Here is an 18,919-nt window from a genome sequence, read left to right as displayed (position 1 = left end):
CCTCATGACCACACAGAATCCGATCCAGCCGTTCCACGTCATCCCCGGCGCTGTCGTCAAAGACATCCTCAACGGGCTGCGGCATGCAACCATCGACATGGTGGCGCAGACCTACCTGACCCACGAGCGTGGCGAAACCGTTAACCCCGACAGTTACTTTTTGCGTTTCCCTGCGCAACCGGCGAACCGGATCATTGCGCTGCCGGCGGCCATCGTCGACAGCAAGGGCGATCAATCCGTCTCCGGGATCAAGTGGATTGCCAGTTATCCCGACAACATCAAGTCAGGCATTCCGCGCGCATCTGCCGTGCTGATTCTCAACGACCCGCAGACCGGTTATCCCTACGCCCTGCTCGAAGGTGCGCTGATCAGTGCCGTGCGCACGGCGGCGTCGGCGGTATTGGGTGCCTGGTGGCTGAATGGCCAGAACCGCCACGCGGCGACACTTTCGATCATTGGTGGCGGGGTAATCTCAAGAAATATCCTCGAGACTTTCGTCGCGGACGACTGGTCCTTCGACAGCGTGGGCATTCACGATCTCAACGCCGAATCGGCGCAAGCCCTCGCGGAATTTGGCGAACAACTGGGCCTGCCGGATGTGCGTCTGCTGTCGCTCGAAGACGCACTGACAGCCGACATCGTGGTGTTCGCCACCAGCGCGGGCGAGCCCTACGTAAAAGGCCAGGGCACGTTCCGCCCGGGGCAGATTGTTCTGAACATCTCGCTGCGGGATATCGGCGCCGAAATCATCGAGGAAAGTTACAACTACTTCGACGACATCACCCATTGCCTGAAGGCCAATACCTCACCGCATCTGGCCGAGCAGCAATACGGCCATCGCGACTTTGTCACCGGCACAGTGGCGCAGCTGATTCGCGGTGACCTGCATGTCGCCCAGGACAAACCGCTGATCTATTCGCCATTCGGCATGGGCATTCTCGATCTCGCGATTGGCCGGATGATCCACGACATTGCGGTGGCGGCCGGTACGGCAATTGCCATCCCGTCATTTTTTGGCGAGGAGCGCAGATGGTGAAGGCGCCTGTGCACATTGGCCTGGTCGGCTGCGGTTCGCGCGGAATGTCGGTATTCGAGCGCCTGTTGAGCCGCGCCGAGGAACGCCCACAACAACCGGTGGTCATCGACATCTTCGAGCCCAACGTGCTCGGCAGCGGCGCGCACTGGCCCGATCAACCGGACTACCTGTTGCTCAACACCGTCGCCGGTCAGCTCGGGGTATTTCCCGACGCAGCAGCGTTCGGTGATCTGACCGACGCCCGGGAACGGCCAGGGCCGGACTTTCTCGCGTGGTGCCGAGCACAGCGCGTCAAGGTTGACCCCGACAGCGGCCTGCTCGCCGCCGACGGTCGCGACGTCGAGCCGGAGGATTTTCTGCCACGGCACCTGCTCGGCGCTTATCTGGCCGACGCCTTCACGCGGATCCTCGCGACCGCACCCGCCTGGGTCACGGTCAATCTGCATCGGCATCAGGTCACGGCGGTCGAGCGCCGCGAGAATCAGCAATACCTTCTGCTAACCGCCGACGGCGCTGCGGTGACGGTGGATCGTCTGGTGCTGACCGTTGGCCACACCGGACGCCTGCGCCTGGCGGGGCAGAACCGGGTCGATAACGTCTATCCGCTGCCCGGCAGCCTCACCACCGTCGAGCCCGGCGAAACGGTGTTGATCGAAGGGTTGGGCCTGGGCGCCATGGACACCCTGGCGGCGCTGACGGCTGGCAGAGGCGGGATCTACAAACCCATGGCCGATGGCAGTCACACTTACCAGCCTTCGGGTCAGGAGCCGGTGATCTTCATTCAGTCGCGGGACGGGCTGCCGTTTCGCACGCGTCCCAATGGCTTGATTGGCTGCCGGCGCCACACCGCTGTGCTGCTGACCAGCGAACGTATCGAGTCGTTGCGGCTCAACGCGCACAACCGCCGGCTGGATTTCGAACGGGACATTCTCCCGCTGATGCTGCTGGAGATGCGTGCCGCTGCGGTCGCCGTTCTGCATAAACCTTCAGCGCCACAACAGCTGCTTGAGCAGCTCAGAACCGTCAGCGTTGTCGGCCCAGCAGGGGTTGTCGCCTGCGAAGCTTTGCTGCGCGAGTTCGAAACGATTGCCGGGGCAATCAATCCGCTGGAGCTGATCTGCCACGCACTGCCCGACAGCGTGACGCCTTACAACTATCACGCATGGATTTACGACACCCTCGAAGCCGACTTGCATGAAGCACGTCTGGGACGCGGCGCGTCGCCGATCAAAGCCGCCATCGAAGTCTGGCGCGACTTGCGCGACCGGCTGCGTGAGGCGGTCGATTTCGATGGGCTCACCGAAGATTCGCATCGGCAGTTCTATGGCCGCTGGCACAAGGCGATCAACCGTCTGGTCGCCGGCCCGCAGAAGGAGCGCCACGCCGATCTGCTCGCGCTGTGTGATGCCGGTTTGCTGACCTTTCTCAAGCCCGGCTCACGCCCCGCGATCGATCACTTCAAGCGAGTCGCCGGTTACGTCCAGAGCAGCGGCGTCACCCACAGCGACTGCGCACCTGTGCGCGACCTCGCGCGCCTGGGCCTTGTGCGTCCGCGCACCGATGTGCCGGGCATCGACGGCATCGATGTCGACGCGGCGTCCAACCCCAAGTCGAACAGCGGCGAAGCGGTGCGTGACATCTGGGTGCTGGGACCGCTCGCCGAAGGTTCTTGCTATTACAACCACTACGTCACCTCGGCGGGCGCACCTTCGCGGCTGTTCATGGACGCCCATCGAGTCGCCACCGCCATCCTTGAGACAGGAACTCGCGCATGAAACTCTACTATCAGACGCATTCGCCGTACGCCCGCAAGGTGTTGGTGCTGGCTCACGAACTTGGCATCGCATCGAGCCTTGAGGTGATACATCACGAGACCAGCCCGACTTCACCGAACGCGACCATTTACCAGGCCAACCCCTTGGGTAAAGTGCCGGTGCTGATGCTGCCCGACGACACCGCACTGTTCGATTCCATCGTGATTTGCGAATACCTCGATGACCTGAGCAACGGCCGTAAATTCATCCCGGCAAGCGGCCCCGAGCGCTACAAGGCGCTGCGCCTGCAGGCATTGGCGCAGGGCATGTGCGACGTCGGCATCAAGCTGCGCTGGGAAGTCGAGCGGCGCCCCGAGGCTTTGCGCTATCCGGCGTACGCGGACGGCCAGGCCTACAAACTCAAGGAGGCGTATCGCTTCATCGAAGAGCACGTCGACCTCAATGGCCCGATCACCGTTGGCCACATCGCCTTGGCGACCGCGCTGGACTGGATCGCTTTCCGTCAACTCTCGGACTTCTCGGCGCAAGCACGCCTGAGCGAGTGGTATCAGACGTTCTGCCAGCGCGCGTCCATGCGGGCGACCGAGTACAGCGGACAGACGCACGATTAAGCCAAGGAAACCGCTATGAGCTCTCTCTTGCTGCAAATGTCACCGATCGCGCTGGTGATCGCGCTGATCCTGATCCTCCGGCGTCCGCCGGTACAGGCCGCGCTGGCCGGTGTGGTGCTGGTGCTGGTGCTGTGGGCACTGGGCGCTGCCGGGCCGGTGTCGGCGGCCATCTCCTCGGCGATTTTTCAGGACACCACGATCCTGTTTCTCAGCACCGCGTGCGTAATCGTCCCGGGGCTGGCCTTCGTCATTCTGGTCGAGCGCGGCGGTGCACCGCAGGCCATCGGCGCGTGGGTCAAGGAACTCGGCTGGACACCCCCGGCGCAGGTGATTTTCATCGTGCTGGGCCTGGCGCCGCTGCTGGAAGCGATGACCGGCTTCGGCGTTTCGCTGATCGCCACGGTGCCGCTGCTGATGGGGCTTTTCACTCGCCAGTCGGGGATGAAAATCGCTCTCGCCGGCATGGTGATCATGCCGTGGGGCACGCTGGGTCTGGCGACGGTAATCGGCGCCCTGCTGGCGCACCTGCCGGCGCAAACCCTCGGTAGCCATTCGGCGCTGATCAGCGCGCCGGTGTTCCTCTGCCTGGCGTCGCTGGCCTTGTGGCAGGCCGGCATCCGCAGGATTACTCCGTGGCTGGGGCTGATCGTCGTGACCGCCCTGTTCGTTGCCGTGCTGTATTGCGTCAACCTGTGGGTCGGCCCGGAAGTCTCCGGTGTGCTGGCCGGGCTGGCTGTGGCTTGCGTCGGCCTGGGCATCTCCTGGGCGCAACGGAAAAAACTGGTGCGCTGGCCGAGCGCGGCATGGCCTTATCTGGCCTTGCTGGGAGTGATTGTGGCGTCGCGCGGACTGTTCGTGCTGTCGGGCTGGGATGGCCTGTGGGTTGTCAGGGGCGAACACGTTTCATGGAAGCCGCTGGCGTCTCCAGGGCTGGCGCTGCTGATCGTGACCGTGCTGATGGCGTTCAGGCAAACCGCGGGCGCGGGTTTCCCGTGGCCAGCGCTGTTCAACCGGGCGAAGTTTCCGGTCACGACAATCTTCCTGTTCCTGCTGCTGTCTCAGGTGATGGTCAACGCTGGATTCCTCGTCGAGGCGCAAAGCGCGTTGCAATCCATGTCGGGTATTTCGCTGGCACCGACGATCGCCCTGCTGGCAGGGATTGCCGGCTATGTCACCGGCTCCAACGTCGGCGGCAACACGCTGGTGATGCCGTCCATTGCCGCGCTGAGCAGCGAACACGGGGCGTGGCTGGCGGCAATGGTCAACAGCGCCGCCGGCCATGGCGCACTTGGCTCGCTGTCGATTCTGTCGTTGATCACCGGACTTGCCGGGGCCAACCGCCAGGAAGAAAACAGCCTGATCCGCTTCGCCTTCGGTCTGGTGGCGCTGAACATCGTCATAGTTGCTGCAACGGGGATCGTTTTGCTCTACTTTCTGTGAATTGTTTCGAATCATCACAGAGAACTTATGGACAGGTTTGATTTGCCGGACAAGCGCTGGCGGATAGTCAAGGACTGGATTATTCGCCAGATCGACAGCGGTGACCTGGCGGCCGAAGCGAAACTGCCGTCAATCCGCGTTCTGGCGCGGATGTTCGAGACCAGCATCACCACGGTGCAGCGGGCGCTGGCCGATCTCGAGGCCGACGCCTACGTCTCGACGGTACCGCGCGTCGGCTACTTCGTCTCGGCATCAGGGCGGGCAAAACCGTCCGGCGCTTTCGACTTTTCCAGTGTCACCGTCAACGTCAATCATGCGGTGGTTGCGATGCTCTCCGAGGCGGCCTCGCGCACCACCGCATCGCTGAATTCGGCCGTCCTGCACAGCGATCTCACGCCCAACGTGTTGCTCAACAAATGCCTCTCGGTGTTGGCCGCCAGGACCGACAACGCGCTGAGCGGTCTGGTCGCGCCACCCGGCCTGCCGGCGCTGCGACGGCGCATCGCCGGGCTGATGCTGACCCGCGGTGTAGTCTGCGGGCCGGACGATATTCTGGTGACGTCGGGCGACACCATCGCTCTCGAACTGGCCCTCGAAGCAGTCGCGTCGAAAGGCGCTACAGTCGCCATCGAAACCCCGACCTATTACGGCATTCTGCAGACCATCGAACGCCTGGGCATGCGCGCCTTGCCGATCCGCACCCACGGGCGTACGGGCCTGGATGTCGATCATCTGGAGGAAGCGCTGAAGCAAAAAAAGGTCGCGGTGATTTTTCTCAACCCGACGCTGCAGAATCCGCGTGGTTTCATCATGCCCGACGAAGCGCGCGCGCGACTTTCCAGGATCGCCCGGGAAGCGGATGTGCCGATCATCGAAGACGACATCTTCTTCGACCTGGTGCCCGAAGCTGATCGACCGCGCGCCCTCAAGAGCTACGACAGCAGCGGCCAGACGATCTACTGCTCGTCCTTTTCCAAAACCATCGCGCCGGGTTATCGCGTCGGCTGGTGTCTGGCCGGCAAATACCGCAATGCCATCCTCGCGCAGATGTTTTCGCGCAACCTGGCCGTTTCCAGCCTGGCGCAAAATGTTCTCAATGAATTCATCGGCCGTGGCTACATGGACGAGCACTGCGCCAGATTGAGGTCGCAACTCTCTTCGCTGGCGAGTTTTGTCGAAGCGCTGGTGCGCACGGATTTCCCGCTCGGGACCGTCTATGTGCCACCGCGCGGCGGTTTCATCCACTGGGTCGAAATGCCTGCACACACCGACATGCCGGCGCTGCAGCAACTGGCCACGGAGCGTGGTTGCCACGTGGCTGGCAGCGGCATATTTTTCGCCGATGGCCAGGCCTCCACAGGCGTGCGCATTTGCCTCGGCACTACGCTGACCCCGGCGGTGATCGGCATTCTCAAGGTGATCGCCGAATGCGCCCACCTTGCCGCACGCCCGACGAGCCCGCGGCAGATGCCGACTGAACAGCTGCAAGAGCTGGCAGTTTCCTGACCGACTTGCGCGAGCCTCGCTTATGAATCAGAAAAGAACCCGTATTCGCTTGCCGCATCCCCCGCCGTATCGCCCGAGCCACTGGACATTCTGGCTGACGGTGCTCGCTGGCGTGCTGATTGCCTTAGCCGTGTGTCTTTCGATCTACATGCTTATCGAAAGCTGGATCAGCGGTTCCATCACCACCAACAATCGCGGACCGCGCAGCACCTACACCTTGGCACTGCAACCTCGGCGATACTGGTTCGAGTTCATGTGGCAGAGCTTCTGGACCGCGTTCATGTTGGCCATCGGTGTGTTCGGGCTGTGGATTTATCGCAAAGGGCGGGTGCGTGAGCAGAGGCCGAAGGGCAAGCGCTCGCGATGATGCAACTGGGGCGCTTTTTTGAAGCAGCCTCTTACCTGCCTGTTCTTTCATTCCAGCGCAACACCAGATCGCTCACCGCAGCGCTGCCAACTCTGCGGCGATTGACTGGGCAAAAGTACGAAATGGACTACGGACATTTACCCTGTTACGCGCCTTCCGGTGGCAATGTCCTGCAACGCCTGTCCCACCCTTCCTTCCGAACTCGCAGGTTCGCCCGACATACCTGCGCCGCCTTCCCCGGCATGCTTGCGTCTCTGTTTCCAGAATGCGGAAGACCCGATGAGCCAGCTCAAACCTGCTGATACGCAAGACCATAAAATCGATTCACTGCTGGGCGAACTCGGCGAGCTGATTCGCCAGGCGCGGCAAAAAGTGCTACGCGCGGTCGATACGATTCAGGTGCAGACTTGTTGGCAAATCGGCCGGCATATCGTCGAGTTTGAACAACAGGGAGCCCAGCGTGCGGGATATGGGAAAAAATTGATTGGCCTACTGGCTAAGGATCTGACCGGACAATTCGGGAAAGGGTTTGATGAAACCAATTTGTGGAAGATGCGCCTGTTTTATCAGAAATTTCCAATTCGAGACGCACTGCGTCCCGAATTAAGCTGGACCCATTACCGCCGCCTGCTACGCGTCGAGAACGAGAAAGCGCGCCTGTGGTACATGAACGAATGCGCCGACCTCAACTGGTCAAGCCGCGCCCTTGATCGTCAGATCCTGACGCTCTACTACGAGCGCCTGCTGATGAGTCAGGACAAAGCCGAGGTGGTCGAGGAAGCCACGACCAACATCGACGCGATGAAATGCAATCCGCGGGAATTCATTCGCGATCCAGTCATGCTCGAATTCCTCGGCCTGCCCTCAGCAGGCAAAGTCAGGGAAAGCGGACTCGAACAAGCCCTCATCGATCACTTGCAAAGCTTTCTGCTTGAACTTGGCAAAGGCTTTTCCTTTGTCGCCCGCCAACAACGCATCAGCACTGACGGCGTCGACCTCTATATCGATCTGGTGTTCTACAACTATCTGCTCAAGTGCTTCGTGATCATCGACCTGAAACGCGGCAAGCTCAGCGCCCGCGATGTCGGGCAGATGGACTGCGCATGTACGACGAGCTCAAGCGCAGCGAAGGTGACAAGCCAACCGTCGGTATCATTCTCAGCGCGGAAAGCAATGACTCGGTGGCGCGCTATTCCATGCTCAAAGGCAATGAGCAACTGTTCGCCAGCAGCTACAAGACGATACTGCCGAGCGAAGAAGAGTTACGTGCTGAACTCAACCGCGAACAGGCGTTGATCGAAGAACGCATGCTCATTCAATCCAGTGAATGAACCGGCCGGATTGTTCTTGATCAGCGCGGCGACTATGGTTGGCACCTAACCGCCGAGGTCAAGCGCCATAGGCAGCAAGCCCCCATTCGAGTTGGAAGACGCAGAGTTGAGCCAACCAGTTTTGACTGCAGCTGAAGGCACGTCCTTCAAGGAAACTGCCGACGACGGCTACGCACTCGGCGGCTTCACCTGGCGCCACAGTTCGCCCGATCCACAGCGCCCGGTGGTCATCATCAACGCCGCCACCTCGGTGCGCTGTCGCCATTACTCAAGGTTCGCAGCCTATCTGTTCAGTCACGGCTTCGACGTGATGACCTACGACTACCGGGGCATTGGCGAATCACGCAGCGAATCGATCAAAGGGCTGCGCGCTTCGTGGACTGACTGGGGCGCTCTGGATTTCGAAGCGATGCTCAAACGCGCGCAGCGGGAGTTTCACGGTCAGCCAATCGATGTGGTCGCCCATAGTTTCGGCGGTTGCGCGGCGGGCTTGGCGGAGTCGGGCAAGGTGATCCGACGGTTGGTAACCGTCGGTGCGCAGTTCGCTTATTGGCGCGATTATGCTTCCGAACAGCGCTGGCGGATGTTCGGCAAGTGGCATGTGATCATGCCTTTGATGACGCTGCTCTGCGGCTATTTTCCAGGCAAGCGGATCGGCTGGCTGGAGGACACGCCAACCGGCGTAGTCTGCGACTGGAGCACCCCCACTGCACGGTACGAGGATCGTCCAAGCGGTCGGGTGCTGATGAAAAAGGCGGGCGCCCTGCCCTTCGATGGCGTCCGCGCGCAGACCCTCGCCATCAGCCTCAGCGATGATCCTTACGGAACGATCCCGGCGATCGAACGCCTGCTCGGCTACTTCAGCAACGCGGCAAAAACCCATCTGCGCATTGCGCCGCAGGACATCGGCGAACGACAAGTCGGACATTTCGGCTTTTTTCGCAGCGCATACCAAGCCACACTATGGCCCATTGCTCTGACCTGGCTGCAGACCGGCGCACTGGCCGCCGATACACCCGGCCGACAAGTGCCACGCAGCTGAGCCCCTCTCAACGCACGACGGAACACATCATGGCCTCCGCCAACAAGCAGCAAAAACGCGCCACCCGGGCCAAAGCCAAGGCCAAGCAGAACCGCACCAAGCGCGCCGAAGCGCCGGTCGAGCTGGACCCGAACGACGACCGCATCGACTTCGAATCGGTGGACTTGACCGAGCTGTTCAAGAAAATGATCGACGCCGAAAAGATCAGTCAGCAAGCCATGTGCAGCGCGTTCCTCGAAGATCCGCTACTGGAACTGGTGTACGAGCAGGAAGGCGAAGAAGGCGCGATGGATTTCATCCTCGCCGCGCTGATCGAGTATCGCCAATGGTCGCAGGAAACCGACGAGGCCGGCGCGCTGGCGTGGATCGAATCTCCGGCATTCCAAGCTGACTATGTAGCGGCATCCGACGCGATCGCGGCACAAACCCAACAGAAGAACTGAGCTCCCATGGCATCCCTGAACAAGCAACAGAAACGCGCCAAACGCGCCAAGGCCAAAGCCAAGCAGATCCGTATGGTCGGGCGCAAACCGCTGGATCAGGACGAAGAGCTCGGCCACCTCGCCGAGCCGATCCCGGAATACACCCTGGCGATGTTCAGCAAAATGCGCGACGCCGAAGCCGTCAGCCGCAACGAAATGCTGCTGACCCTGCTGCGCGAACTGGCCTTCATCATCGTCGACCATCCTGAACTGCTCGACATGGAAAACGCCGACAACGAAGGCATGGCCGCCACCCACCTGGCCGCCGATATGCTCATCGACTACCGCATGTGGGCCGACGGCATGACCATCGAACAGGCCCAGGCCTGGCTGAGCGAGCCGCAGTTCATTACGGATTTCGGCGTGGCGCTGGATGCTTATGGCAAGTCGGTAGAGCCCCAGGAAGACAAGAGCGAATAAGCCCTTCTCAGAAACAAAAAACGGCCGCTAGTCATCCCTGACAGCGGCCGTTTTTGTTTGGATGGCCTAGCTACTCTTTGTCCGGTGACGATGTATATCCCATTGACATATCCCCAGCACGATCTATCCTGAGCTAATCACAGGAACAGACCCGGGAGCTCGAATATGGAGCAGACCACAATTTTCATGAGCAACAGAAGTCAGGCAGTCCGACTGCCAAAGGCAGTTGCGATGCCCGGCGACGTTAAACGAGTGGAAGTCATCGCGATTGGCAGAACACGCGTCATTACGCCTGCTGGAGAAAGCTGGGATAGCTGGTTTGATGGCGACAGCGTCAGCCCTGATTTCATGGCTAACCGTGAGCAACCCACTGAACAGGAGCGCGAGTCGTTCTGATGATCAAGTACATGCTGGATACAAATATCTGCATCTTCACCATCAAGAACAAACCACAAATTGTCCGGGAAGCCTTCAATCGACATTCCGGGCAGTTGTGCATCAGCGCTATCACGCTTATGGAGCTTATTTACGGTGCTGAAAAGTCGGCGGCCCCGGAGAAAAATCTGGCAATTGTTGAAGGATTTGTCGCGCGACTGGATGTCTTGCCTTTCGATAACGACGCAGCCGCACAGGCCGGGATGGTTCGATCTGAACTCGCGAAGGCTGGAACGCCGATCGGGCCATACGACCAAATGATCGCTGGCCACGCACGCTCACTTGGACTCATTGTAGTGACGAACAACGTACGGGAGTTTGAACGCGTTTCCGGTTTGCGAATCGAGGACTGGGTTTAACCTGACTGGAAAGCTCAGAAACAAAAACGGCCGCTAGTCATCCCTGACAGCGGCCGTTTTTACATCACGCGTTACGACTCAGTTCAACACCACCGCACCACGCTTCTCCAGCTTGCGACGGCGCGACACCAGCAGACCAGCGGCTACCACCATCAGGCTCAGCAGGCCCGTGGCAAGGATTTCCACGCGGTGGGCTTCCTGGAACAGCATGATGGTCAGCGCGGCGACAATGAAGATGATCACCGCCCAGGTCAGCCCGGGGAACAGCCACATGCTGAAGACGATTTTCTCGCCGCGCGCCATGCGCTGTTTCCGCATGCGCAGTTGCGAGAAGGCGATCACCAGGTACACCAGCAGGGCGATGGCGCCGGAGCTGGCCAGGAGGAATTCAAACACCGCGGCCGGAGCCACATAGTTGGCGAAGGTGCAGAGAAACGCTGCGCCGGTCGACAACATCACCGCCCAGTAAGGCGTACCGCTCTTGTTGGTGCGGGTCGACATGGCCGGGGCATCGCCGCGCTTGCCGAGGGAAAAGAGCATGCGCGAGGAGGTGTACAGCGCCGAGTTCAGGCAACTGGTCACTGCGACCAGTACGACGATGTCGACGATCATCTTGGCGTTGGGAATGCCCATGCGCTCAAGTACGGTCTGGTAGGAACCCAGGTTGGCCAAGGTAGGATCGTTCCACGGCACCAGCGCAACCACGATGAAAATCGACACCAGATAGAACAGGCCGATCCGCCAGATCACCGAATTGGTCGCCTTGGAAATCTGCTTGCCCGGGTCTTTCGATTCCGCCGCCGCGATGGTGACGATTTCGGTACCCATGAACGAGAACATGGTGGTCAGGATCGCGCCCAGCACAGCACCCATGCCATTGGGCAGAAAGCCGCCGCTGTCGAACAGGTGCGAAACGCCACTGACCTGGCTGGTCGGCAGGAAGCCGAAAATCGCTGCAAGGCCGAGGCCGATGAAGCCGATGATCGCAAGCACCTTGATCAGGGCGAACCAGAACTCGAACTCACCGTAATTCTTCACGCTGAACAGGTTGGTCACGGTCAGCAGCATGGTGATCACCAGCGCGAAAGCCCAAATGTCGACACCCGGGAACCACGCATGCAGGATGGTCGCGGCGGCGTTGGCTTCCAGCGGAATCACCAACACCCAGAACCACCAGTACAGCCAGCCGATGGTGAATCCGGCCCAGTGACCGATCGCGCGATCAGCGTAAGTCGAGAACGAACCGGTGTCCGGCGAAGCCACGGCCATCTCGCCGAGCATGCGCATCACCAGCACCACCAGAGTACCGGCAGCGGCGTAGGCCAGCAGCACGGCCGGGCCGGCGGCAGCGATGGCGTGGCCGGAGCCGACGAACAGACCGGCGCCGATCACACCGGCGATCGACAACATGGTCACATGACGCGGTTTGAGCCCCTGTTCGAGGCCAGTGGAGCTTGGGGTACTGCTCATAGAGACTACCTTTGCAAGGAAAGCGAGTGCGTCCGGCGCGTCTGTAAATTCTTTCTCGTAAAAAGAATCCAACGGCCTGTTCCTTATTCTGCACGCAATATTTGCGCCAAAATGTTTCAAGTCCTTGAGGGCCGGGGGCTCCGGCATCCGATGCAAGTCCTTGAGTTTAATGGCTATTCGCCAGAACGTTACCCGGCGACTCACTTTCAAGACGAATCCGCGCACCAGAAACACACAGAAAAAGTGTGCGGCGCACAGAAAAAGGGCGAATAAGGAACGTTCGGCCGGATAGCGCTTCCAACACCCCGCCAAAGCTGGCAACATCGCGCCTTTTTTTACGCGGCACCCACGGGTTTACACGATCAAACACCCGTTCGGTTGTTGACGGGGCGACAGTCTGCTGCGCCGATGCGACAACCCGCCACATGCCACCCGTTTACCGCTCGTAGCGCTGTTGGCTGCCATTGAAACGCTATGCTAGCTTGGCCGCCTCGCCAGGAAGGCCCGCCAACAGCAGGAGCGCAACATATATGAGGAACGCACATGGCTGAGGCCACGCCCGCGCTTGAAATCCGCAACTTGCACAAACGCTACGGACAGCTGGAGGTGCTCAAAGGCATCTCGCTGACCGCCCGCGACGGCGACGTGATCTCGATCCTCGGCTCTTCCGGTTCCGGCAAGTCCACGTTCCTGCGCTGCATCAACCTGTTGGAAAACCCGCACCAGGGCCAGATCCTGGTGGCCGGTGAAGAACTCAAGCTTAAAGCCGCGAAGAACGGCGAACTGGTCGCCGCCGACGGCAAACAGATCAATCGTCTGCGCTCGGAGATTGGTTTTGTATTTCAAAACTTTAATCTGTGGCCGCACATGAGCGTGCTCGACAACGTCATCGAGGCCCCGCGCCGCGTGCTCGGCCAGAGCAAGGCCGAAGCCATCGAAGCCGCCGAAGCGTTGCTCGCCAAGGTCGGCATCGCCGACAAGCGCCACGCCTACCCGGCGCAATTGTCCGGTGGTCAGCAACAACGCGCAGCGATCGCCCGCACGCTGGCGATGCAGCCGAAGGTGATCCTGTTCGACGAACCGACCTCCGCGCTTGACCCGGAAATGGTTCAGGAAGTACTTAGTGTCATCCGCGCATTGGCCGAAGAAGGCCGCACCATGCTGCTCGTGACCCACGAAATGGGCTTCGCCCGCCAGGTTTCCAGCGAAGTGGTGTTCCTTCATCAGGGCCTTATAGAAGAGCAAGGATCGCCACAGCAGGTGTTCGACAACCCGCTTTCGGCGCGCTGCAAACAATTCATGTCCAGCAACCGCTAACGGAGCAACATGCATGCAGAATTTCAAAAAGGTCTTCCTGGCCGCCGCCGTCACCCTCGCGTTCAGCGCCGGTGCCATGGCTGAAACCCTGAAGATGGGCATCGAAGCGGCCTACCCGCCGTTCAACAATAAAGACGCCAGCGGCCAAGTGGTCGGCTTCGACAAGGAAATCGGCGACGCCCTGTGCGCGAAGATGAAAGCCGAATGTTCCGTCGTCACTTCCGACTGGGACGGCATCATTCCGGCGCTGAACGCGAAGAAGTTCGATTTCCTGATTTCCTCGCTGTCGATCACCGAAGATCGCAAAGCCGCAGTGGACTTTACCGACCCGTACTACTCGAACAAATTGCAGTTCATCGCGCCGAAGAACGTCGACTTCAAAACCGACAAGGACTCGCTCAAGGGCAAGACCATCGGCACCCAGCGCGCAACGCTGGCCGGCACCTGGCTGGAAGACACCTACGGTGACGATATCAAGGTCAGCCTCTACGACACCCAGGAAAACGCCTACCTCGACCTGACCTCCGGTCGTGTCGACGCGATCCTCGCCGACAAGTACGCCAACTATGACTGGCTGAAAACCGACGCTGGCAAGAACTACGAGTTCAAGGGCGACCCGGTAGTGGAAAGCGACAAGATCGGTATCGCCGTGCGCAAGGGTGACAACGAACTGCGCAACAAGCTGAACGCCGCGCTGAAGGAAATCGTCGCTGACGGTACCTACAAGAAAATCAACGACAAGTACTTCCCGTTCAGCATCTATTGATCTGACCTGTGGGACCGGCGCCGCGATGAAGCGGCGCCGGCTCCCGACTTTGCCTGCCGCAATTTGAACAGAAACCCATGATTATCGACCTCTACGGATTCGGCCCGGCGCTCGCCGCTGGTGCGCTGATGACCGTCCAACTGGCCCTCACCGCCCTGTGCCTGGGCCTGGTGCTCGGCCTGCTCGGCGCCTTGGCCAAGACTTCCCCGTACAAGCCGCTGCAATGGCTTGGCGGTACCTACTCGACACTGGTGCGCGGCGTCCCGGAATTGCTCTGGGTGCTGTTGATCTACTTCGGTACGGTCAACCTGATGCGCGCCCTCGGTGAGTACTTCGGCAACCCCGACCTGCAACTCAACGCCTTTGCCGCCGGTGTGATCGCACTGGGCCTGTGCTTCGGCGCCTACGCCACGGAAGTGTTTCGCGGCGCCCTGCTGGCCATTCCCAAGGGCCACCGTGAAGCCGGCCAGGCCCTGGGCCTGTCGAAATGGCGGATTTTCACCCGGCTGATCATGCCGCAGATGTGGCGCATCGCCCTGCCGGGCCTGGGCAACCTGTTCATGATCCTGATGAAAGACACCGCGCTGGTATCGGTCATCGGTCTGGAAGAAATCATGCGTCACGCGCAGATCGGTGTGACCGTGTCAAAACAACCGTTCACCTTCTATATGGTCGCGGCGATCATGTACCTCGGCCTGACAGTGCTGGCGATGACCGGCATGCACTTGCTGGAAAAACGCGCCGCCCGCGGCTTTGCGAGGAGCGCGCAATGAACTGGGAAGTCATCATCAAGTGGCTGCCAAAACTGGCACAGGGCGCGACCCTGACGCTGGAACTGGTCGCCATCGCGGTCATTGCCGGCCTGCTGCTCGCCATTCCGTTGGGCATCGCCCGCTCTTCGAAGCGCTGGTACGTGCGCTCGCTGCCTTACGCCTACATCTTCTTTTTCCGGGGCACGCCGTTGCTGGTGCAGCTGTTCCTGGTCTATTACGGCCTGGCGCAGTTCGACGCGGTGCGTGAAAGCGCGTTGTGGCCCTACCTGCGCGATCCGTTCTGGTGCGCGACCGTGACCATGACCTTGCACACGGCGGCGTACATCGCCGAGATTCTGCGCGGTGCCATTCAGGCGATTCCACCGGGCGAAATTGAAGCCGCGCGAGCGTTGGGCATGTCCAGACCGAAAGCGATGTTCTACATCATCCTCCCGCGTGCTGCGCGCATCGGCCTGCCGGCCTACAGCAACGAAGTGATCCTGATGCTCAAGGCCAGCGCCCTGGCCAGCACCGTGACCCTGCTGGAACTGACCGGCATGGCACGCACGATCATCGCCCGCACTTATCTGCCGGTGGAGATCTTCTTCGCCGCCGGTGTGTTCTATCTGGTCATGGCTTACGTGCTGGTTCGCGGCTTCAAGCTGCTGGAACGCTGGCTGCGCGTCGATGCCTGCCAAGGCCGCTGATACTTCCCACGTGCTGACGGGCGAGGCCCTACTCGCCCGTTTCACGGCGCTGGATGCTTTTCTGATTGAGCATCAGGCGCTGTGGAAACCTCGACCGTTCACTCACCTACAACTTCCATGGGAAGCGTCCTACCCGGAGTTGTCTGCGTGGCTACGCAAGCGATCGCTGGAAGCCGCAGAACGCGCGCATAACCATCCTGCTGATCTTGTCGATGCGCCAGAGCCGTTCGCTTCATTGGCGAAGTTGTCGGCAGAGTTGAGTGCGGTCGGTGAGTTGCCGGGGCATGCGCTTGAGGCTGCCGGGCATCGCTTGAATGTCGATGTGCCCGGGCGCAAGTGGCAGCAGATCGAGGCGTTTGCCGGTCGCTTGTCTTTCGCTTCGCCACCGACGCATTGGTTGGATTGGTGTTCAGGCAAAGGGCACTTGGGACGGCGCTTAATGGGGTCGGGGCAGCAACTGACTTGCGTTGAATACGATCCTTTATTGGTCGCCAGCGGTCAGGCACTGAGTCAGCGTCATCACTTGCACGCCCTGCATGTCGAACAGGATGTACTCGCGGCAGACGCCCCGGCCGTATTGAACGCCGCCCACACCCCCGTCGCCCTCCACGCATGCGGTGATCTGCACGTGCGCTTGATGCATTTGGCCAGTGCTGCCGGCTGCCAGCAAATGGCGATCGCACCGTGCTGTTACAACCGCATCAGTCGTAACGAATACCAGGCCTTGTCCTGCGCAGGATCGGCATCGCTTCTACAGCTCTCGCTGGAAGATCTGGCGCTGCCGATGAACGAAACCGTCACCGCCGGTGCGCGCGTCCGGCGCCAGCGTGACACATCGATGGCTCGTCGCCTGGCTTTTGACCTGCTGCAACGGCAAGTGCGCGGCGTCGATGAATACCTGCCAACGCCCTCCCTGCCCAGCGCCTGGCTGGACAAACCGTTCGCCGATTACTGTCGCGATCTGGCTGTGCTCAAAGAGTTATCCACAATCGGTGAGGCAGATTGGCCCGCACTCGAAGCAACCGGTTGGCAGCGGTTGGCCGAAGTTCGCAATCTCGAATTGCTTTGCGGTTTGTTCCGCCGACCGCTTGAGCTCTGGCTGAATCTGGATCGGGCGCTTTTCCTCGCAGAACAGGGATACGTCGTACGCCTCGGCACCTTTTGCGACGCCTCACTCACACCGCGTAACTTACTGCTGCTCGCCGAGCGCGCCTAAAACGTTACGACCTGTGGATAACTCTGTTGATGGATTTGCTGTGGATCCAATATCTGCGCCTGTTTCGTCGCTTTAACAACACTGGTCATTTTTTGTTCACATGAATAAAAAACCTGTAAAACAGGGATTTGCGAACAAGATGAGAATGGGTTCACAACACCTCGCATAAGCCAGTATCCGCGCCCCTCAGTTGTGCATAAGCTGCCAATCAAAACGACATAACCGACGAATATTGGGCTAGCCGAGTGAATAATTGTGGGGTCATGAAAGCCGAAGCTGACCCGTACGCCCTGTATAAATGTCTTACTACGCGCGAGGTACAAAAGCAGCGCATAAATTTGCGCTGGGCCTGATTTTTCCGGAATGCAAAAATAGTCTGAATTCAGGGGTTTACAGGATCTACCCAATCGCTATAATCGTCGCCCACACGCCGGTATAGCTCAGTTGGTAGAGCAACTGACTTGTAATCAGTAGGTCCCGGGTTCGACTCCTGGTGCCGGCACCATACAAAACAAAGCCCCTGCAGAAATGCAGGGGCTTTGTTGTTTCTGGCGCTTGGAGCTCACCAGGAGGTCCGCATCGCTGCGACAAAACAAACGACGCCTTATCTCAACCAGCAGCCCCCTACTCTGCCCGCGTGCCTGGACCCGTTACAATTTCACATCAGCCCAACATTGACGGGCTCTTGCACCTACCTATAATGCACCCCAATACACCCGCCAAGCCTAGGTTGACCCAGTCAGCAAGCTCAAATCGTGCGGGTTTTTTTTGCCTGGAGAAAACTACATGAGGCCCTTCGACAAGCCGGCCCTCAGCGTAGAACAGCAATTGGAACTGCTAAAGCAACGAGGCCTGCAAGTCGCAAATGACGAGCGCGCCATGCGTTTCCTGGAAGTGGTCACGCTGTTTCGCTCGAGTCCATACATGCGCCCTTTTCAGGAAACAAACCCTGAACACACCTTCAAAACCTGGTAGCACTCTGAAAGCAGTCGTCGACATCTACCGCTTCGATGGCTCGTTGCGACGCATAACCATGGATGCTATCGAACGTGTCGAAGTCGCCATACGAGCGACTATCAGCAATCACATGTGCCCTAAGTACGGGCCTGACTGGATAGCTGACGCGTCAATCTTCTCTTCTTCATATTCACATGGCGATTTATTGCGGCCCCTGCGAGATCAACTGGGCAAGGAGCGCAACAAACTGGGACGTGAGATTGATCGTATAAAAAAGAGCAGCCGAGTTGATCAGGTCCAGCACCAGCGAATTGAAAATCGCATGCGCGATAACTATTTTCGATTCTACGGATCAACCTATGCCCATCCCGAGTTGCCGCCCGCTTGGGCTGTTCTGGAAGAGCTCAGCCTTGGGACGGTATCCACGATGTTCAATGCCATAGGCAAAAGCGTCGACAAGAAAGCGATCGCGAGCAGATTTGATCTCCCCTTCGAAGTACTGGCCTCCTGGCTCCACACTCTGACCTTCATTCGAAACTGCTGCGCCCACCACTCACGACTATGGAACAGAGAGCTCTCGATTCGACCATCCTTACCAAAAGAATGGGTCATCCAAAATGCGCCTGGCAATCGGCCTCAACCCAAGCAGCGGCTATTTATAGTACTAACGATGCTGGCGTATTTAACCGATTTGATCAGTCCAGACAGCCAGTGGAAATTTCACTTGGCCGAAATAATGGACCAGAGGGAACCGGGTGATTTGAAACTTATGGGATTTCCAGATGACTGGAAACGGCAATCGCAATGGTGTTTGGAGTAAGGGAAGCCAGAGGTCTTGTTCTTTCGCCATTGCGCCCGGAGAAACAGAATTGGGGAAACAGAATTGGGGACAGACCACGTTTTTCAATTAGTGACAGAGTCGCAACCTGA

Annotated in this window: 19 protein-coding genes, 1 tRNA gene and 1 pseudogene; 20 read left to right on the top strand and 1 reads right to left on the bottom strand. The window is 59.6% G+C overall.

Annotated elements, in window-relative coordinates; all coding sequences use genetic code 11:
* Positions 1-4: 4 nt before the first annotated feature.
* The 12 genes and pseudogenes from sbnB to vapC all read left to right on the top strand — a co-directional run bounded on the left by sbnB (position 5) and on the right by vapC (position 10,804).
* The gene (gene sbnB, locus ACZ9BE_RS26040; RefSeq protein WP_460094361.1) at positions 5-1,036 is read left to right on the top strand and encodes a 2,3-diaminopropionate biosynthesis protein SbnB; all 1,032 of its coding nucleotides are present in this window, start codon (positions 5-7) and stop codon (positions 1,034-1,036) included.
* On the top strand, positions 1,030-2,811 hold the full coding sequence (locus tag ACZ9BE_RS26035) for an FAD/NAD(P)-binding protein (protein ID WP_476250094.1): 1,782 nt from the start codon (positions 1,030-1,032) through the stop codon (positions 2,809-2,811). Before sbnB ends, ACZ9BE_RS26035 begins: the two co-directional genes overlap by 7 nt.
* The gene (locus ACZ9BE_RS26030) at positions 2,808-3,422 is read left to right on the top strand and encodes a glutathione S-transferase family protein (protein WP_150637956.1); all 615 of its coding nucleotides are present in this window, start codon (positions 2,808-2,810) and stop codon (positions 3,420-3,422) included. The genes ACZ9BE_RS26035 and ACZ9BE_RS26030 overlap by 4 nt, the downstream gene beginning before the upstream one ends.
* Before the next feature lie 15 nt (positions 3,423-3,437).
* The gene (locus tag ACZ9BE_RS26025; RefSeq protein ID WP_305382000.1) at positions 3,438-4,862 is read left to right on the top strand and encodes an L-lactate permease; all 1,425 of its coding nucleotides are present in this window, start codon (positions 3,438-3,440) and stop codon (positions 4,860-4,862) included.
* A 27-nt stretch (positions 4,863-4,889) separates the two neighbouring features.
* A complete protein-coding gene (locus ACZ9BE_RS26020; protein ID WP_252885149.1) occupies positions 4,890-6,368 on the top strand; it encodes an aminotransferase-like domain-containing protein in 1,479 nt (492 codons plus the stop codon).
* A gap of 22 nt (positions 6,369-6,390) precedes the next feature.
* Positions 6,391-6,735 carry a hypothetical protein gene (locus ACZ9BE_RS26015; protein ID WP_056787206.1) on the top strand — a complete coding sequence of 115 codons (345 nt, stop codon included), beginning with the start codon at positions 6,391-6,393 and terminating at the stop codon, positions 6,733-6,735.
* 165 nt (positions 6,736-6,900) lie between these two features.
* Positions 6,901-8,066: pseudogene (locus tag ACZ9BE_RS26010) on the top strand (PDDEXK nuclease domain-containing protein).
* A gap of 106 nt (positions 8,067-8,172) precedes the next feature.
* Positions 8,173-9,108: an alpha/beta hydrolase family protein gene (locus ACZ9BE_RS26005; protein WP_476250093.1), complete on the top strand. Its 936-nt coding sequence runs from the start codon at positions 8,173-8,175 to the stop codon at positions 9,106-9,108.
* 29 nt (positions 9,109-9,137) lie between these two features.
* Positions 9,138-9,551: a hypothetical protein gene (locus ACZ9BE_RS26000; protein ID WP_236168218.1), complete on the top strand. Its 414-nt coding sequence runs from the start codon at positions 9,138-9,140 to the stop codon at positions 9,549-9,551.
* A gap of 6 nt (positions 9,552-9,557) precedes the next feature.
* Positions 9,558-10,010, top strand: a complete 453-nt coding sequence (locus ACZ9BE_RS25995) for a hypothetical protein (RefSeq protein ID WP_056787197.1) — start codon at positions 9,558-9,560, stop codon at positions 10,008-10,010.
* Between the two features lie 165 nt (positions 10,011-10,175).
* Positions 10,176-10,406 carry a type II toxin-antitoxin system VapB family antitoxin gene (gene vapB / locus ACZ9BE_RS25990; protein ID WP_024011210.1) on the top strand — a complete coding sequence of 77 codons (231 nt, stop codon included), beginning with the start codon at positions 10,176-10,178 and terminating at the stop codon, positions 10,404-10,406.
* Entirely contained in the window at positions 10,406-10,804 is a 399-nt protein-coding gene (gene vapC / locus ACZ9BE_RS25985; RefSeq protein WP_150637947.1) for a type II toxin-antitoxin system tRNA(fMet)-specific endonuclease VapC, read from the top strand. The genes vapB and vapC overlap by 1 nt, the downstream gene beginning before the upstream one ends.
* 78 nt (positions 10,805-10,882) lie before the next feature.
* Here the strand turns inward: vapC and gabP are convergent, their stop codons facing one another.
* Positions 10,883-12,274, bottom strand: a complete 1,392-nt coding sequence (gabP, locus tag ACZ9BE_RS25980; protein WP_016772141.1) for a GABA permease — start codon at positions 12,272-12,274, stop codon at positions 10,883-10,885.
* 543 nt (positions 12,275-12,817) lie between these two features.
* Here gabP and ACZ9BE_RS25975 point away from each other — a divergent pair.
* The 8 genes from ACZ9BE_RS25975 to ACZ9BE_RS25940 all read left to right on the top strand — a co-directional run bounded on the left by ACZ9BE_RS25975 (position 12,818) and on the right by ACZ9BE_RS25940 (position 18,809).
* Positions 12,818-13,591, top strand: coding sequence for an ABC transporter ATP-binding protein (locus ACZ9BE_RS25975; RefSeq protein ID WP_236168220.1), 774 nt, complete (start codon positions 12,818-12,820; stop codon positions 13,589-13,591).
* Positions 13,592-13,604: 13 nt separating this feature from the next.
* Complete coding sequence (locus tag ACZ9BE_RS25970; protein WP_095181077.1) at positions 13,605-14,357, top strand: ABC transporter substrate-binding protein; 753 nt, start codon at positions 13,605-13,607, stop codon at positions 14,355-14,357.
* A gap of 77 nt (positions 14,358-14,434) precedes the next feature.
* On the top strand, positions 14,435-15,130 hold the full coding sequence (locus tag ACZ9BE_RS25965) for an ABC transporter permease (protein ID WP_016772144.1): 696 nt from the start codon (positions 14,435-14,437) through the stop codon (positions 15,128-15,130).
* Complete coding sequence (locus ACZ9BE_RS25960) at positions 15,127-15,816, top strand: ABC transporter permease (protein WP_016772145.1); 690 nt, start codon at positions 15,127-15,129, stop codon at positions 15,814-15,816. The genes ACZ9BE_RS25965 and ACZ9BE_RS25960 overlap by 4 nt, the downstream gene beginning before the upstream one ends.
* Complete coding sequence (locus ACZ9BE_RS25955) at positions 15,797-17,032, top strand: methyltransferase (RefSeq protein ID WP_476250092.1); 1,236 nt, start codon at positions 15,797-15,799, stop codon at positions 17,030-17,032. Before ACZ9BE_RS25960 ends, ACZ9BE_RS25955 begins: the two co-directional genes overlap by 20 nt.
* Positions 17,033-17,461: 429 nt before the next feature.
* A tRNA-Thr gene (locus tag ACZ9BE_RS25950) sits at positions 17,462-17,537 on the top strand.
* A 281-nt stretch (positions 17,538-17,818) separates the two neighbouring features.
* Complete coding sequence (locus tag ACZ9BE_RS25945; RefSeq protein ID WP_476250091.1) at positions 17,819-18,007, top strand: hypothetical protein; 189 nt, start codon at positions 17,819-17,821, stop codon at positions 18,005-18,007.
* A 43-nt stretch (positions 18,008-18,050) separates the two neighbouring features.
* The gene (locus ACZ9BE_RS25940) at positions 18,051-18,809 is read left to right on the top strand and encodes an Abi family protein (protein ID WP_476250090.1); all 759 of its coding nucleotides are present in this window, start codon (positions 18,051-18,053) and stop codon (positions 18,807-18,809) included.
* Positions 18,810-18,919 lie beyond the last annotated feature (110 nt).

The organism is Pseudomonas sp. TE9122 (assembly GCF_056278925.1).
The sequence above is the reverse complement of the archived record's forward strand: the minus strand, read 5'-3'. Positions and strand labels throughout refer to the sequence as shown.